Source organism: Streptomyces sp. NPDC047079, assembly GCF_040643755.1.
Lineage (GTDB): Bacteria > Actinomycetota > Actinomycetes > Streptomycetales > Streptomycetaceae > Streptomyces.
Genome location: NZ_JBEYUZ010000001.1, coordinates 339,609 through 355,285, shown reverse-complemented (window position 1 = coordinate 355,285; position 15,677 = coordinate 339,609). Strand labels below are relative to the sequence as shown.

The window sequence follows — 15,677 nt, the reverse complement described above, 5'->3', positions numbered from 1 at the left end:
CGATGTCGCAGATGCCCCAGCCGACGGCCCTTTCGAGGTGCCCCAGTTGTGAGGAGCCCCTCGAGTCGGGCGACCGCTACTGCGGCGCCTGCGGGTACGACCTGTCGGCGGTGCCCGCCCCGCCGTCGGACACCCCGACGCTGACCATGAACGGCATGGTGCCGCGCCCGGCCTCGGAGTCCGCCCCGGTGGACTGGCCCGCCGCCTCGCCGCCGGGCGGCCCGGACACGCACGCCCCGGTGCACCTTCCGACCGACCTCCCGGGCACCGACTCCGGCGGTTCGCACCTTCCCGCGGCGGCCCCGGCCCAGAGCGCCTCCAAGGGGGTACGGTTCGATCGCCCGTCGGAGCCGGACGACTACCCCCTCGCCGCCCCCCAGCCGGTCGACCCGCGCACCGCGGCCCCCACGGCCCCCGCCGCCGAAGCGAAGATCTGCGTGGCCTGCCGCGCCGGCGTCGTCGACAGCGACGGCTACTGCGAGCACTGCGGCCACGCCCAGCCACGCGAACGGGACCATATGGAGCAGGACTTGGGCTCGGTCGCCGCGGTGAGCGACCGCGGTCTGCGCCACCACCGCAACGAGGACGCGTTCGCGCTCTCCCGGACCGCGCTGCCCGACGGCTCGCCCGCCGTCGTCGCGGTCGTCTGCGACGGCGTGTCCTCGGCGACCCGCCCCGACGACGCCTCGCTCGCCGCCGCCCGGGCCGCCGACGAGGCGCTCCTCGCGGCCCTGCCCCGGGGCACCCACCCCCAGCAGGCCATGCACGACGCGATCGTCGCCGCCTCGCACGCGGTCAACGCGCTGGCCGCGGAACCGGAGACGGCCCAGGAGCACGCCCCGCACCAGAACGCCCCCGCCTGCACCCTCGTCGGCGCCGTGGTCACCGCGGGCCTCCTCGTCGTCGGCTGGGTCGGCGACAGCCGCGCCTACTGGGTCCCGGTGGACCGCGCCACTCCCCCGGCCCGGCTCACCGAGGACGACTCCTGGGCCGCGCAGATGGTCGCGGCGGGCCTGATGAGCGAGGCCGAGGCGTACGCCGACGAGCGCGCCCACGCCATCACGGGCTGGCTCGGCGCGGACGCGTACGAACTGGAGCCCCACACCGCTTCCTTCAAGCCGGACCGGCCGGGTGTGGTGGTGGTGTGCACGGACGGCCTGTGGAACTACGCCGAGGCCGCAGAGGAGATGGCCGAGGTGGTGCCGGCCGACGCGGAGCTACGGCCGCTGCACGCCGCCCGGGTGCTGCTGGGCCACGCCCTGGACGGCGGGGGCCACGACAACGTAACAGTGGCGGTGGTCCCGTTCCCGGCCCCGCCGCACAGGGCAGGATCCGCCTGACGGGTGTCCCCGGACACCCCAGGGCCGGCGGGACCGGCCAAGGACCGGAGGGGACCGGCCCGCAACCAGTCATCTCTCCACACCGGTGGGGGTACTCGAGGGGGATCAGAGTAGGCATGGCCAATTTCTCGAAGCCGAACGTGCCGCAGTTCTCGGTGGACGTCTACCAGAACGAGTACCTGCCGGAGGGCGGCCGCGAGGTCAACGCCATCGTGACGGTCACGGCGACCGGCGGCGGCACGGCCCCGGCACCCCTTCCGTTCTCGGGGGGGCAGGGCCCGGGCGCGGCCGTGGCGATCATGGTCGACTGCTCGGGGTCCATGGACTACCCCAAGACCAAGATGCGCAACGCGCGGGACGCGACCGCCGCGGCCGTCGACACCCTGCGCGACGGCGTGCACTTCGCGGTGATCGGCGGCACCCATGTCGCCAAGGAGGTCTATCCGGGCGGCGGACGGCTCGCCGTCGCCGACGCGACCACCCGCGAGCAGGCCAAGCAGGCGCTGCGCAGGCTCAGCGCGGGCGGCGGCACCGCGATCGGCACCTGGCTGCGCCTTGCCGACCGGCTGCTGTCCTCGGCGGACGTCTCCATACGCCACGGCATCCTGCTCACCGACGGCCGCAACGAGCACGAGTCACCCGAGGACCTGAAGGCCACGCTGGACGCCTGTGCCGGCCGTTTCACGTGTGACGCGCGTGGCGTGGGCACCGACTGGGAGGTCAAGGAGGTCACCGGGATCGCCTCCGCGCTGCTCGGCACCGCCGACATCGTCGCCGACCCGGCAGGCCTGGCCGCCGACTTCACGCGGATGATGGAGACGGCCATGGGCAAGGAGGTGGCGAATGTCTCGCTGCGGCTGTGGACGCCCGTCGGCACGGAGATCACGTTCGTCAAGCAGGTTGCGCCCGCCGTCGAGGATCTGACCGACCGCCGGACGGAGGCGGGCCCGCGCGCCGGGGACTACCCCACGGGCTCCTGGGGCGACGAGTCCCGCGACTACCACGTGTGCGTGCGGGTCCCGGCCGCGCACATAGGCCAGGAGATGCTGGCGGCCCGCGTGTCCCTGGTGATCCCGCGGAGGGACGGCAGCGCGGACAACCTCGGGGTCCAGGGACTCGTACGGGCCGTGTGGACCGACGACATGGCGGCGTCCACGTCGATCAACCCCCAAGTCGCCCACTACACCGGGCAGGCAGAACTGGCACAAGCCATTCAGCAGGGAATAGACCTGCGTAAAGCGGGTGATATCGATGGCGCAACGGCCAAGCTGGGCAGGGCGGTTCAACTCGCCAGCGCCTCGGGGAACACGGATACTGCGAAACTGCTTGCGAAGGTGGTGGACGTGGTCGACGCCGCGACAGGTACTGTGCGACTGAAGACGAGGGTCGCGGAGGCCGACGAGATGACGCTCGAGACACGGTCCACAAAGACTGTTCGTGTAAAGAAGTGACCCGGTAAGTCCTGACAGCAGCGAGCCCGACCCCCCGGGGTTGGAGAACCACGCCGGCCCCGGAGGCCGGAGAAGGAGAGGGGGAAGCGCCGACATGCCGACCTGCCCGAACGGACACCAGTCGGGTTCCGACGACTGGTGCGAGGTCTGCGGTCACCGTATGGCCGGTGCCGTACCCCCGCCGCCTCCGCCGCCCAGCCCCGGTTACGGCTATCCGCCGCCGGGTTCGCCGCCGCCCCCCGGAGCGGGTGGCCGGCCCGGGGGACGCCCGCTGTCCGCCGTGCCGGACCCCGAGCCGGAACTCTGCCCGCAGTGCCGTACGCCCCGCGAGGGCGGCGCCCCGTTCTGCGAGGAGTGCCGGTGGAACTTCCTGACCAACACGGCGACCTCGTACACCCCCGCCGCACCGCGCCCGCCCGCGCCGAACCCGCCGCTGCGCTTCCAGCAGGGCGGGCGGACCGGACCCGGGTCCGACCCGTTCGACTACGAGAGGTCCCGGCCGTCGCAGGTGAACCGGCCCGCGGAACCGATACCGCCGGGGCCGCCGTTCGGCAGCGAGCCGTCCGGGCCGACGGGCTTCGGCCCGGACACCTCACGCCCGTCGGGCTTCGGTAACGACTCCTCACGCCCGTCGGGCTTCGGTAACGACTCCTCACGCCCGTCCGGCTTCGGAAACGACTCTTCGCGGCCGTCCCCGTTCGGTACGGATCCGTCACGTCCGGTTCCGCCGCCCGCGCCCACGTCCGGCGGTCCGGGTGGTCCCGGCGGTCTCGGCGGCCCGGGTGGACCCGGTGGATCGGGTCCGGGCGGTCCCGGTGGTCCGGGCGGACCCGGGTCCCCGGGGGCGTACCAGCAGAGCGGGGCGCCCGCCGCGTTCCAGCGGCCCGGCCCGGCCGCCCCGCCGCCGGCGCAGGGCTTCCCGCCCGCTCCGCCGCGGTCCGGCGGCCAGTCCTTCGGCGGCGGTGACGACGACTGGGTGATCTCCCCGCCGTCGTCCTCCCCGGCGCCCGGCACCCAGGGCGGCCCCGGTGGCCCCGGCGGCGGTCAGGGCGGTGGCTACGGCTACCCCGGCCCCGGTTCCACCCAGGCCCCGCCCCGCCCCTACGAGCAGCAGCCGGCGACCTGGACCGCCACCATCGGTCCGGACCGTGAGTACTTCCTGGCCATGATGCAGCGCTCCGGCCCCGAGGCCGCGGGCCTGAACCTGCCGGCGTACTCCCCCGAGCAGCAGCGCACCCTCTCCGGCAGCCAGGTCACCATCGGCCGTCGCCGCCACTCCACCGGCGACACCCCCGACATCGACCTGTCGGTGCCGCCGGAGGACCCGGGCGTCTCGCATCAGCACGCGGTCCTGGTCCAGCAGCCGGACGGCTCGTGGGCGGTCGTCGACCAGAACTCCACGAACGGCACCACGGTCAACGGCGCGGAGGAGCCCATCCAGCCCTTCGTGCCGGTGCCCCTCCGGGACGGTGACCGGGTGCACGTGGGCGCCTGGACGACGATCACCATCCGCCGGGGCTGAGCAGCACCACGGTCCGCGTACGCGTAAGAGGCGCGCCACGAGTCCTCGTGCACGTGCGCGGCCGTGCTGTCTCGGCGGCCTTCACGGCAACGGCCAGGTGTACGGGCCCTCCGGGTCGTCCAGCCAGGCCCAGGAGCGGCCACCGCCGACCGTGATCCCGTACCGGTCCCGTGCGGGCTGCCCCTCGCGCTCCCACAGCGCGTACGCCTCGTAGGGGGCGAGGCTGTGCCGTGTCAGTTCCAGCAGGAACCTGAACAGCTCGTGGCCGCGGGCCCGGCGCGGCAGTTCGCCCAGGTCCTGCTGCTGGGGCTCGCGCCGGGGGCCGCCGCGCAGCGGCACGAAGTAGGCGGGCGTGTGCAGAAAGCGCCCCTGGGCATGCCGGGCGTCCCGCACCCGCAGGGCGATCAGGCCGGTCGCGAAGGGCGCGAGAATGCGCGCACCCGGACGGCACTGCGCGAGCCAGGCGTCCGGGATCCTGTCCAGCGTGCAGGTGGCGATGATCCGGTCGAATGGGGCGCGCTCCGGTACGCCCCGCGCGCCGTCGCCCGTGACGACCGTCGGGTGGTACCCCGCGTCCGCCAGATGCTCCCGGGCGCTCTCGGTGATCTCCGGGTCGAGGTCGACGGTGGTGACCAGGCCGTCGCCGAGGCGGTGGGAGAGCAGCGCCGCGTTGTATCCGCTGCCGGCGCCGATCTCCAGGACGGCACTGCCGTCCTCGACCTCCAGCTCGGCCAGCATCTGCGCCATCAGGGACGGCTGGCTGCTGGAGGACACCAGCTCCCCCTCGCACACCCGGGTGGCCAGCGGAGCGTCCTGGTACGCGCCGCGCACCCACTCCTCCCGGCCGCGCGGGTCGGGAGCGTCGCACCCTCTGCGCTCGTAGCGGCCGGTGACGCCGAGGTAGTAGTACGGCACGAAGAGATGGCGCGGCACCGCCTCGAACGCCTCCCGCCACACGGGGTCGGCGGCCCAGGCTCCGCTCGCGTCGATCTCCCGTACGAGTTCCGCCCGCGAAGAGACGGCGAGTTCCTGAAGACCGGGATCGAGGGCATGCGTGGCCATGCCTCCACTGTGCCCGATTGCCCGCCGGACCTAAGTCCTGAGACCTCGGCCGTCGCGTCTGAGACCATGGAGCATGTGAGAGAGATTCGGCGCGGCACGCTTCAGGAGCAGACCTTCTACGAGCAGGTCGGCGGGGAGGAGACCTTCCGCCGCCTCGTCCACCGTTTCTACGAGGGGGTGGCCGAGGACCCGCTGCTGCGGCCCATGTACCCGGAGGAGGACCTCGGCCCGGCCGAGGAGCGCCTCACCCTGTTCCTGATCCAGTACTGGGGCGGCCCGACCACATACAGCCAGGACCGCGGCCATCCTCGTCTGCGCATGCGCCACGCCCCGTTCACCGTGAACCAGGCCGCCCACGACGCGTGGCTCCGGCACATGCGTGTCGCCGTCGACGAACTCGGGCTGTCCGAGGAGCACGAGACCACGCTGTGGAACTACCTGACGTACGCGGCGGCGTCGATGGTGAACACCCCGCCGGAGTGAGGCACCCGTCGGACGCCGTCAGCGGACGCTGACGTCCAGGGCGCCCAGTCCCGCCCTGCGCACGGCGACCGATCCGTACGGAGTGCGCAGCCTGAGCCACGCGCCCGACGAGAACAGGGCCGACGGCTCGTCGCCGGGTGCCCGCGGGGCGGGCCGCAGGAAGCCGAGGGACTGTGCCGCGTGTACGGCCCGCACCGGGAGCCCGGTGTCGCCCACCGTGCGGGACCAGATTTCCCGGCCGACCTGGTCGAGTGCGGCGCGCGTACGCCGCTCGGGCGCCAACTCCTCCGTGCGCGACCGGAATTCGGTCACCGCCGCGGCCACGGTCGCCCGCAGCGCGTCGGGCGCCGGCAGTCCTGGCACCGGTCGCCAGCCGCGGCGGGGCGGGAGGACCCCGGCCCACGGCGGTCCGGTGACGGCGGCGGGGACGGCGACCGTGGCCGCCGACTCGTCGACGGACTCCAGGAGTTCCCCGGCCGAGACGGTCACGTCGAGCCCGTCGGCCAGCCCGTTCTCGTACGGCTTGGCGAGCCGCACCGCACGGACCGCGAGCACCTCGAACGACGGCGGCCGCCCGAACACGGCGAGCGTCGTCCCGGTCGCCTGGAGGCGCACCGCGGCGCCGCGGTCGTAGTGGAGCAGCCGGGCCAGGAAGGCGGCGAGATCCGCCGCCTCCACGTCGTCGGCGAGCTGGAGAACCGTCATGCGGCGACGGCCTCCTCCTCGTTGTCGAGGTACTCCTGGAGGAACTCGCGTTCCTCCGCGGTGATCCGGCGCGGCCGCTGCCGTTCGAAGTCGAACGGGACGATCACGGTGGAGGCCCGGACGTAGATCAGGTCCGGGTCCTTGACCTCGTAGGCGAGTGTGAAGGACGCCGCCCTGATCTCCGTGACCCACAGCTCGATGTCCACCGGTGTGTGCCGGTGGACCAGCTGCCGCTTGTAGTCGATCTCATGGCGCGCCACCACGGACCCCTGCCGGAACTGCTTGTCCGGGCGGAACAGGAAGTCGATACGGGCCTCCTCCAGATAGCGGAGGAACACCACGTTGTTGACGTGGCCGTATGCATCCATGTCCGCCCAGCGCAGCGGGCAGCGGTAGATGTGCCGCAAGATCAGCCCCGGGTCAGCTTCTTGTAGGTGGCACGGTGCGGACGGGCCGCGTCCGGGCCAAGCCGCTCGATCTTGTTCTTCTCGTACGACTCGAAGTTGCCCTCGAACCAGAACCACTTCGAGTCACCCTCGTAGGCGAGGATGTGGGTGGCCACGCGGTCGAGGAACCACCGGTCGTGGGAGACGACCACGGCGCAGCCCGGGAACTCCAGCAGGGCGTTCTCCAGCGACGACAGCGTCTCGACGTCCAGGTCGTTGGTCGGCTCGTCGAGGAGCAGCAGGTTGCCGCCCTGCTTCAGGGTGAGCGCGAGGTTGAGGCGGTTGCGCTCGCCGCCGGAGAGGATGCCCGCGGGCTTCTGCTGGTCCGGGCCCTTGAAGCCGAACGCGGACACATACGCCCGCGACGGCATCTCGACCTGTCCGACGTTGATGTAGTCGAGCCCGTCGGACACGACCTCCCACAGCGTCTTCTTCGGGTCGATGTTCTCGCGGCCCTGGTCGACGTACGAGATCTTGACGGTGTCGCCGACCTTGATCGAACCGCTGTCGGGCTCCTCGATTCCCTGGATCATCTTGAACAGCGTGGTCTTGCCGGCGCCGTTCGGGCCGATGACGCCGACGATGCCGTTGCGCGGCAGGGTGAAGCTGAGGCCGTCGACGAGGACCTTCTCCCCGAAGGCCTTGTTGAGCTTGTCCACCTCGACCACGACGTTGCCCAGACGCGGGCCCGGCGGGATCTGGATCTCCTCGAAGTCCAGCTTCCGCATCTTGTCGGCCTCGGCCGCCATCTCCTCGTAGCGGGCCAGACGCGCCTTGGACTTGGCCTGCCGCCCCTTGGCGTTGGAGCGGACCCACTCGAGCTCGTCCTTCAGACGCTTCTGCCGCTTGGCGTCCTTCTGGCCCTCGACCTTGAGACGGGTGGCCTTGGTCTCCAGGTACTTGGAGTAGTTGCCCTCGTAACCGTGCAGACGGCCACGGTCGACCTCGCAGATCCACCCGGCGACGTTGTCCAGGAAGTACCGGTCGTGGGTGACGGCCACGACGGTGCCCTCGTACTTCGCCAGGTGCTGCTCCAGCCAGTTCACCGACTCGGCGTCGAGGTGGTTGGTGGGCTCGTCGAGCAGCAGCAGGTCGGGCTGCTCCAGCAGCAGCTTGCACAGCGCGACACGGCGGCGCTCACCACCGGAGAGGTTGGTGACGGGCCAGTCGCCGGGCGGGCAGCCCAGGGCGTCCATGGCCTGCTCGAGCTGGGAGTCCAGGTCCCACGCGTTGGCGTGGTCGAGGTCCTCCTGGAGCTTGCCCATCTCCTCCATCAGCTCGTCGGTGTACTCGACCGCCATCTGCTCGGCGATCTCGTTGAACCGGTCGAGCTTGCCCTTGATCTCGGCGACACCCTCCTGGACGTTCTCCAGGACGGTCTTCTCCTCGTTCAGCGGCGGCTCCTGGAGCAGGATGCCGACGCTGTAACCGGGCGTGAGGAACGCGTCGCCGTTCGACGGCTGTTCAAGACCCGCCATGATCTTGAGGACGGTCGACTTACCGGCGCCGTTCGGGCCGACGACGCCGATCTTCGCACCCGGGAGGAAGCTCAGGGTGACGTCGTCGAGAATCACCTTGTCGCCGTGCGCCTTGCGCGCCTTGCGCATGGTGTAAATGAACTCAGCCAAGAGAAACCGTCCGGCAGCTTGAATCTGGCAGTGGGCAGATACACCCCATCTTGCCGTACCGCCACCCCTGTGCGGAAACGCGTCTGGCCGGGCGCCTGTGACCTGGGGTTTCGCGGCTGTCGACTGCGCTACCTCTGTCACTGTCGGTCGCCGCTGGTCGGCCCCGGGCACCCTCGCACGGCCCGGAGACGGCCCAGGGATGATCACTCACGAGGATCCGCCGCCCTACCGCGCCAACGCGGTGCTGCGCGGCGGCCCCCGCCACCTTCCCGTGGCCATCGAGGGCCTGACGTCGTCCAGCCGGTGAAGGTGCAGCGCACCTGGAGCAAGCGGCCCGACCCACGGTCGGTCGCGAAGGCGTGCCCCTTCCTGGGCGAACGCGCAAGGCAACACTCAGAGTCCCATTCACGATCACGTGACTGGGCCTCTGACCTGCTGCCGAGCTGTCGGCACCTGTCGACGCTGGTCACCATTGAGCGCCCTTCCACGGGCCGAGGACGGCTCGGGAGGGCGCTCGCGCCTTGGGCGACGCCAGCCGTGAGCACCGCTTTAGGAGTTCGATCCGAGCGCAGTCCAGCTGCTGCCGACGACTGATGCGACGCCCGGACGCAGGCGCTGGTGTACGCCCCCGTCCGGCGTCGTTGATGTCAGCAGTGGATGTCAGACACGTGGTTTTGAGCTGATCGCCGCCATCCTGGTGGGCCTTCGTCCCCGCCTGAGGCGGCGACGCACGCGGGTTGCCACCTGACCCCACGGTCGGGGTGAAGGCCGTGCCACAGGCGTGGCACTAAGGACCCTGCGGGCCCGTAGTGCCACAGGCGTGGCACTACGGGCCCGCAGGGTCCTTCGCGAACACTCCATTGGCGGCCGGTCAAGGCCACCCGGTCGCCCTTGGTCGGCCTCGGGGGACCTCGGACGGCCCAGGGACGGCCCAGCGATCCGCTACTGGACAGGCCGAGCCTTACCCAGCGAGTCACCCAACGTGCTGATCACCCGGCCCAGCCGCTGGTTCGCCTCCCAGGGCAAGTCCGGGATGGGCGCACCGGCAGCGAGGTGCTCACCTACCAGCCACAGCACCTCGTAGTTTGCGCCCTACGCGAGTTGGGGGGCATGCCTTGATAGCCAATCGAGGCGGTGGGAAGCTCTGCACATGTCGATCTTGGTCCGGCCCGCTGAGCGCAGGGACGTGCCCGCTCTTGTCCGTCTGCGCGTCGCCAATGCCGAACGGCACATCCAGCTCGCATCAGACATCTACCGGGTTCCCGATGCCGAAGCGGTGCGGAGGCACTTCGAGGAGGTACTCGCGGACGGATCCAAGGTGCTGATCTCGGTCGCAGAGGCGGAAGGCGAGGTGGTGGGAATGGCAGAGGTGGTCCTGCTGGCAGAGCCCCCGGATCACCAGATCCTGGTGCCCCGTCTCGGGGCCGAGATCCACACTGTGGTCTTGGACGGACATCGTGGCCGCGGCGTGGGGGCGGCTTTGGTCACGGCAGCGGAGCGAGCTGCCGTGGACCGCGGTGTCTCGGTCATCTACGCGGGAATCTTCGCTCCGAACAAGGACGCCGTCGACTTCTACTCTGCATCCGGTTTCGGACCACGCGGGATCTTGCTGAGCAAGGAGCAGGAGGTTTCCGGTGTCGGCTGACGTCCGAGCCCAGGGCAAAGGTTGCCTGACGCGGCACTGGCCCACCGGGCACAGCACGCGGCCAAGCGCTTGGAAGGCTTCGGCACGGATTCGACACGCAGTGTCCTGGTGGCTCTGGCGGTGCCAACGACACACACGCTGAGTACTAATCGTTGGGGCGGGCATGACGGAGTATCTCTCTGAGGTTGATCCGCGATGGGCTGAGCACTCGGGCGAAGAGGGGCACTACGGCGCCCCGGAATGGGGTCCGGAGGACTTGCGGCGCGCCGCAGTGTTCTTGGCGGAACTCGCACCGCAGGCCCGGCAGGTGCTCGAGTACCTGGCGCGCAACCCTGGCCGGAGGATCCACTGCACGGAGCTGGTGGACAAGGCCCTGGGCGGGCCGAACGAGAGCGATCCGGCGCGGCGCGTGGCAGGGGTGCTGTCCGGGATGAGCAAGGGACACAGCAACAGTGGGCGGCGGCTTCCGTTCTACTGGTGGGAGGCACCCGAGGGGAGCGCGGGCGCGACGTACGCAGTCCGCCCCTCGGTGGCAGCAGTTTTCCTGGCCGCTCAGCTCGGCGATGCGTGATCTGCACAGCCACAACTGATCACGGGCGGCCGTGACCTGCGGCCACCTAATCGATCAATGCTCTGACCTGCTGCCGAGCAGTCGGCAGCTGTCGACGTTGGTTACCATCGAGCGCCCTTCCACGGCCCGAGAACGGCCCGGGAGGGCGCTCGTCGTAGGGAAGCTCACCGTGAGCACCGCTTCAGGAGTTCGATCCAGCGGCCGCGTGCTTGGTGATACTCGCCGTCTTCGCGACTGGATAGAGACGCTCGCGTGCGCCCGCGTCTGATGTCGTTGATGTCAGGCTTGCTTGTCAGGGACCTGGTGCGGGTCGCTGTCGTTGTTGCTGTACAGAGCGCTTACTCGGTTCGGTGGCGTTTCCGCCACTGGCGCGCCCTCTCAACCACCGCCACGGCGACGATGAGCGTGCCCACCCTCACGGCGGAGCCGGCGAGGTCCTCCGGGCCTCTGAGGACGCGGGCCAGACCCCATCCTGCAAGTGACAGGGTCGGCCAGACGATGAGCACGGTAGTCGCGAGTCGACGTCGGTGCGGTGTGGTCTCGGCCATGAGCTGAGGTTACTGGTTGATCCTCGGGCAGGTCCGCACGGTTGTGCGACGTTGAAGGACCACGGAGGCGCCGGCGAGCCGTGATCTGCCGCATTTGGTTGGCACCAGCACGGCAGTCTGTCTGTACCACGCCCGCGACCTTCGCTTTACAAGTTCGAGCCAGTGGGCGCTACAGAGCCGTAAACCGCAACTTGCAAGCCGCCCACGGTCATGCACCGCCGTGTCTGTCCGCTGCCGTCCGCGATGTACCGGGCCGCCGGTAAGGCCCATGACGGTACAGAGACAGCCCAGGCAGCTTGAGGCAGGCCCTCAGACGCCGACGCAAGTCCCAAGGGAGCACTTCACGATTCTGATGGGAACCGTGATGTGCTTCGACGGCCGAGGGACGGCCCAAGCCGCCTGACCCGGCCCCTCATCGGCAAGGAAACCGCTGGTGAGGGGCCTTTTTCGTGCCCTCTCGTGGCAAGTGACACCCCATCTTGCCTGACCGCAACCCCTGGACGGAAACCCGTTAGGTCGAGGGCGTCTGACCTGGGGATTCACTGCCGGCTGGGGTGGCTGGTCTGTCACTGCCGGTGGCTGCTGGGCGCTCTGGAGCACCCTTGGGCGCTCTCGGGCACCCTTGGGCACCTTCGGGCACCCTTGGGCGGCCCGGAACGATCTTGCGCACGTCTCATCCCGAGACGCCCGTCGTATGCTCCGTGCTCTGGCCAGCACCGGAGAAGGCCCCCGCCCAGCTGCCGAAACCGCCGTCACCCGTGGAGCGAAGCCGCCTCGGGTCGCGCAGCACGCATGCCCTAGGCGGGCCCCTGTGCATCCTCGGGCAGGAAGGTCTCCTCGTCCCCGAAGTCCGGGGCCTGAAAGGGGGTTGTCGTCGGAGGCGGCAATACTGCTGCGGTGGAACGGCCGGGTTGCCCTTCCAGAGCGGAGAACAGCGAAGTCAGATCGATGAGAGGTCTCTCTTTCGTTACGGGTCCCTGAGAGGACCCGGCGTGCCGTGACCGGGCACGGCGGGCGGTCCTACAGCTTGGTCATCTTGGTGTACGGGCTCAAGATCCGCATCTGCGCCGAGCCGAAATCCACGAGCGCCGCGATTCCATCCTCGACGCCGATCACCCGGCCGAGGCCGTACATGTCGTGTGTGACCTGGTCGCCTACGGCGAAGTGCTTGGGAGTCGGTGTGACCGGGGCCTTGAAGGGGCTGGTAGGCAGATGACGCTTAGCCGCAGCAGGTTTTGTCATGGCCCCCAGTATGCGCCTACGTGGATCCGGTTCGCTGCGCCTGATCAAAAAGACGACAGGAACCACGCGCCCCCCTGCAACCTTCCGTCTCGGCCGGTCGTCCAACTTGCGCCCGGTGCCGATCACTGTGCCGGGGTCTCTTCCGTCCCATCTGGGGGATGTCATGAGTTCTGTCTCCGTCGGGCGTGTGCTGCGTCGCGGAGCCTGTGCCGGAGCAGTGGGGGCGTTGATCGTCGCCGGTCTCGGGAGTGGGGTTGCCTTCGCCGATGGCGAGCCGCAGAGCGACCAGCTGTGGATCCAGGCGCCGCACGAGCAGACGGTCACCGTCGCTCCGAACGGCGGCGCGGCGCAGTACCGGTCGCTGGCGCTCGGCCTGTACCACGACAACGGCAACTTCACCGTGACCGACGGGCGGCTGACCGTCGACGTCTCCGGGCTCGCGGGGGTCGCCGAGGTGGCCTGGCCCGACAACTGCACGCCGAACGGCGCCGGCACCGTCGCCGTGTGCGTCACCGGGGACGTGCCGACCCGCTACAGCGCCCAGGTGCAGTTGAAGATGCGGGCCGCCGCCGGCGCCGCCGTGGGAGCGCAGGGTGCGATCGAGTATTCCGCCGGGGCCACCGGCGGACCCGACGGCACGCTCGTGGCCCCGCAGGGCTCCGCGGAGACCTTCGTCACCGTCGGCTCCGGCCCGGACCTCGGCATCAGTGCCCCGCAGGACGTCACCGGCGTCGCGCCCGGCACCAGCCTCACCGTGCCGTTCTCCGTCACCAACACCGGCAACGAGACGGCCCACGGCTTCAGCGTGAAGATGTGGGCGACGTACGGCCTGGACGTCGTCACCCGCTACCCGCAGTGCATCTACACCGGGCCGGACGACGGCGGCGAGTACACGCCCATGACCTACGTGACCTGCTCCTTCGACACCGACGTCGCGCCCGGCGCCACAGTGGAGCTACCGGAGCCGCTGCGGCTCGCCGTCACCGACCACGCGCTGTACGAGCGGTTCGATTACGAGGTCCAGCCCGGCGGCGACGTCACCGACCTCGACGGCTCGGACAACGGCCGCTCCTGGCACATCGACGCCGACAACACCGCCGACTTCGCCGTGCGCGGCACCGAGGTTAGCGGCGCGGCCGGCGACACCGTGACCGCCGCTTTCCGCTTCGTCAACCGAGGCCCGGCCTGGGTCGGCAACGTCAGCTCCGGCGACCCGGTCGCCGTGATCGACTTCTACCTGCCGGAAGGCACCACCGCCACGTCCGTGCCCGACACCTGCCGCAGCGCCTGGACGTCGGGCGACGACCCGGCCATCGGCCACTACGCCTGCACCCTGCCGATGTGGGCCAAACCGGACCTGAAGGTCGACTTTCCGTTCCAGCTGCGCATCGACCGGGTCGTCCCCGACGCGACGGGCCGCGTCATCGCCCGTCCCGACTACGGCACATCCTTCGCCTTCGATCCGAAGAGCAAGAACAACTCGGCCAAGGTGGTCCTCAACCCGTCCGCCTGACAGCGGTGAAGGGGGCGAGCGAGCCCGCGGCTCGCCCCCTTCCGTTTCCGCGCCCCACGTACGTCCCGAGCCTCTGTGATGGTGCCTTCGGTACCTGTGGTGCCCAGTGGTCAGTCCTGGGTGGGGGTCTTCTTGCGGATCAGGACCAGGGCCGCGCCGCCGATGACGACCATGGCTATGGCCGTGCCCGCGATGAAGGGGGTCGCGCTGGTGGTGCCCGTTTCGGCGAGGTTGGTGTCCGTGGCCGCCGTCCCGCCCGCAGTCGCGGGACCGGGCTCGCTGAGCGTCTGCGTCCTCAGGCCGGCCATGCTGCTCTCGGTCCTGCAGTCCAGGACGCCCTTGAACCACTTCCGATGGCCGCCCGGGCCCTTGATCGTGAAGTCGTAGGACTGGTCCTCCTGCAGCGGGATCGCCACCGTCTGGCTCCCTCCCGCCGGGATGGTGTGCTCCTCCCCCATCAGCTCGAAGGTGAACGCCGTGTCGCCCTTGTTGACTCCGGTGACGTCCACACCGCCCTCGGTGCAGTTCTTCTCGGCCGACAGTGCGGGTATCGCGCCCATGGCCGCCCAGGTCGCCGTGGCCGTCGCGGAGACGGTCGACTCGCTGGAGCCGGCGAGTATCTGGGTCTGGCTGCGGGTGTCGGAGGCGAAGGCCCTGCCGACCGGCACGGTGGTCGACGCCTGCACGGTCAGCTCGGCCGAACCGTCCTGCGCCTTCTTCGGCACCTGGAAGTAGAGCCGGCTGCCGTCTGCCGCGGAGGTGACCTGCTTGCCGTCCTTGTCGACGACCTTCACTCCGCCGGCCGCGATGTCCGACGGCGGTGTCACGCTCACGCTGTCCGCGTTCGTGTGCACGGTGACGGGGCCGATCCGCTCACCGGGGCGGCCCGGGACGGCCGGCGGGTCGAGGGTCAGGGACGCGGCGGGCTCGGGCAGGTTCCGCGCGTGCTTCTCCAGGTAGTCCGCGAGCTTCTCCGCCTGCGGGTCGACCGCGTTCACGTCCGCCCCGTCCGAGTAGCGCCAGATCGCCACCTGGGTGCCTGCCGCCGCGTCCTGCTCGGTGAGCCCCTTGGCACCGGCCTCGGCCGCCAACGCGGCCAGGTCGTTGACCTGCGGGTAGGAGTTGCCCAGGATCCAGCGGATCTTGCCGGCGTTCTCGTTGCCGTTCAGGGACGTGCCGCTCCAGGACGACTCGTGGTACCTGGCCTCCTTCTGCGCCGGGTTGTGGATGTCGATGCAGTAGGTCTGCAAGGTGCCGCCGTTGTCGACGGACATCTCGAACAGTCCCGCGGACACCTGCTCGTCCTTGCCCCCGTCGTGGACGACGGCGGCTCCGTACGTCTTCAGGCCGCCCATGGTCGCGGCCGCGCCTCCTTCGCTCTGCGGCGTCCCCTCGGCGGCCGCCATCCCCGCGGTGGCCAGCAGGCCGCCCGAGACGAGTCCGGACACCAGCGTCGCGGCGGCGAGGCGTGCGGCCCCTCGCCTGCGCGGCGACGGCGCAGAGAGCGAAGAAAACACAGAA

General features: G+C 70.4%; 13 protein-coding genes. 7 read left to right on the top strand and 6 right to left on the bottom strand.

All coding sequences use genetic code 11. The features are described 5' to 3' along the window. The first annotated feature begins 2 nt into the window (after nt 1-2). The 3 genes from ABZ823_RS01580 to ABZ823_RS01570 all read left to right on the top strand — a co-directional run bounded on the left by ABZ823_RS01580 (nt 3) and on the right by ABZ823_RS01570 (nt 4,313). Nucleotides 3-1,340 (top strand): PP2C family serine/threonine-protein phosphatase, encoded by a 1,338-nt coding sequence (locus ABZ823_RS01580; RefSeq protein ID WP_361652473.1) that lies wholly within the window; start codon nt 3-5, stop codon nt 1,338-1,340. Between the two features lie 116 nt (nt 1,341-1,456). After that, the gene (locus ABZ823_RS01575) at nt 1,457-2,791 is read left to right on the top strand and encodes a VWA domain-containing protein (protein ID WP_361652471.1); all 1,335 of its coding nucleotides are present in this window, start codon (nt 1,457-1,459) and stop codon (nt 2,789-2,791) included. 94 nt (nt 2,792-2,885) lie between these two features. After that, nucleotides 2,886-4,313, top strand: coding sequence for an FHA domain-containing protein (locus ABZ823_RS01570; RefSeq protein ID WP_361652469.1), 1,428 nt, complete (start codon nt 2,886-2,888; stop codon nt 4,311-4,313). Nucleotides 4,314-4,394: 81 nt separating this feature from the next. On the opposite strand, the gene ABZ823_RS01565 is transcribed toward ABZ823_RS01570, so the two are convergent. Next, entirely contained in the window at nt 4,395-5,375 is a 981-nt protein-coding gene (locus ABZ823_RS01565) for a methyltransferase domain-containing protein (protein ID WP_361652467.1), read from the bottom strand. 66 nt (nt 5,376-5,441) lie between these two features. Here ABZ823_RS01565 and ABZ823_RS01560 point away from each other — a divergent pair, with 66 nt between their 5' ends. Beyond that, nucleotides 5,442-5,858 carry a globin gene (locus tag ABZ823_RS01560; protein WP_361652465.1) on the top strand — a complete coding sequence of 139 codons (417 nt, stop codon included), beginning with the start codon at nt 5,442-5,444 and terminating at the stop codon, nt 5,856-5,858. Nucleotides 5,859-5,876: 18 nt separating this feature from the next. Here ABZ823_RS01560 and ABZ823_RS01555 read toward each other — a convergent pair whose 3' ends face one another. From ABZ823_RS01555 to ettA, 3 genes are read right to left on the bottom strand one after another with little or no spacing between them, the layout of a single operon-like run. Continuing rightward, nucleotides 5,877-6,563 carry a hypothetical protein gene (locus ABZ823_RS01555; protein WP_361652463.1) on the bottom strand — a complete coding sequence of 229 codons (687 nt, stop codon included), beginning with the start codon at nt 6,561-6,563 and terminating at the stop codon, nt 5,877-5,879. After that, nucleotides 6,560-6,970 (bottom strand): thioesterase family protein, encoded by a 411-nt coding sequence (locus tag ABZ823_RS01550; protein WP_361652461.1) that lies wholly within the window; start codon nt 6,968-6,970, stop codon nt 6,560-6,562. The genes ABZ823_RS01555 and ABZ823_RS01550 overlap by 4 nt, the downstream gene beginning before the upstream one ends. Nucleotides 6,971-6,972: 2 nt before the next feature. After that, nucleotides 6,973-8,637 carry an energy-dependent translational throttle protein EttA gene (ettA, locus tag ABZ823_RS01545; RefSeq protein ID WP_361652459.1) on the bottom strand — a complete coding sequence of 555 codons (1,665 nt, stop codon included), beginning with the start codon at nt 8,635-8,637 and terminating at the stop codon, nt 6,973-6,975. 1,150 nt (nt 8,638-9,787) lie between these two features. Between ettA and ABZ823_RS01540 the strand changes: the two genes are divergently transcribed. Together ABZ823_RS01540 and ABZ823_RS01535 are read left to right on the top strand one after the other, a co-directional pair. Further along, nucleotides 9,788-10,282, top strand: coding sequence for a GNAT family N-acetyltransferase (locus tag ABZ823_RS01540; protein ID WP_361652457.1), 495 nt, complete (start codon nt 9,788-9,790; stop codon nt 10,280-10,282). Between the two features lie 271 nt (nt 10,283-10,553). Next, on the top strand, nt 10,554-10,853 hold the full coding sequence (locus ABZ823_RS01535; protein WP_361652841.1) for a DUF6416 domain-containing protein: 300 nt from the start codon (nt 10,554-10,556) through the stop codon (nt 10,851-10,853). A 1,568-nt stretch (nt 10,854-12,421) separates the two neighbouring features. On the opposite strand, the gene ABZ823_RS01530 is transcribed toward ABZ823_RS01535, so the two are convergent. Continuing rightward, nucleotides 12,422-12,643 carry a hypothetical protein gene (locus ABZ823_RS01530; RefSeq protein WP_361652455.1) on the bottom strand — a complete coding sequence of 74 codons (222 nt, stop codon included), beginning with the start codon at nt 12,641-12,643 and terminating at the stop codon, nt 12,422-12,424. Nucleotides 12,644-12,806: 163 nt separating this feature from the next. On the opposite strand from ABZ823_RS01530, the gene ABZ823_RS01525 reads away from it, so the two are divergent. Beyond that, nucleotides 12,807-14,156, top strand: a complete 1,350-nt coding sequence (locus ABZ823_RS01525) for a hypothetical protein (protein WP_361652453.1) — start codon at nt 12,807-12,809, stop codon at nt 14,154-14,156. A gap of 110 nt (nt 14,157-14,266) precedes the next feature. Here ABZ823_RS01525 and ABZ823_RS01520 read toward each other — a convergent pair whose 3' ends face one another. Next, entirely contained in the window at nt 14,267-15,673 is a 1,407-nt protein-coding gene (locus ABZ823_RS01520; protein WP_361652451.1) for a thioester domain-containing protein, read from the bottom strand. Between the last annotated feature and the right edge of the window lie 4 nt (nt 15,674-15,677).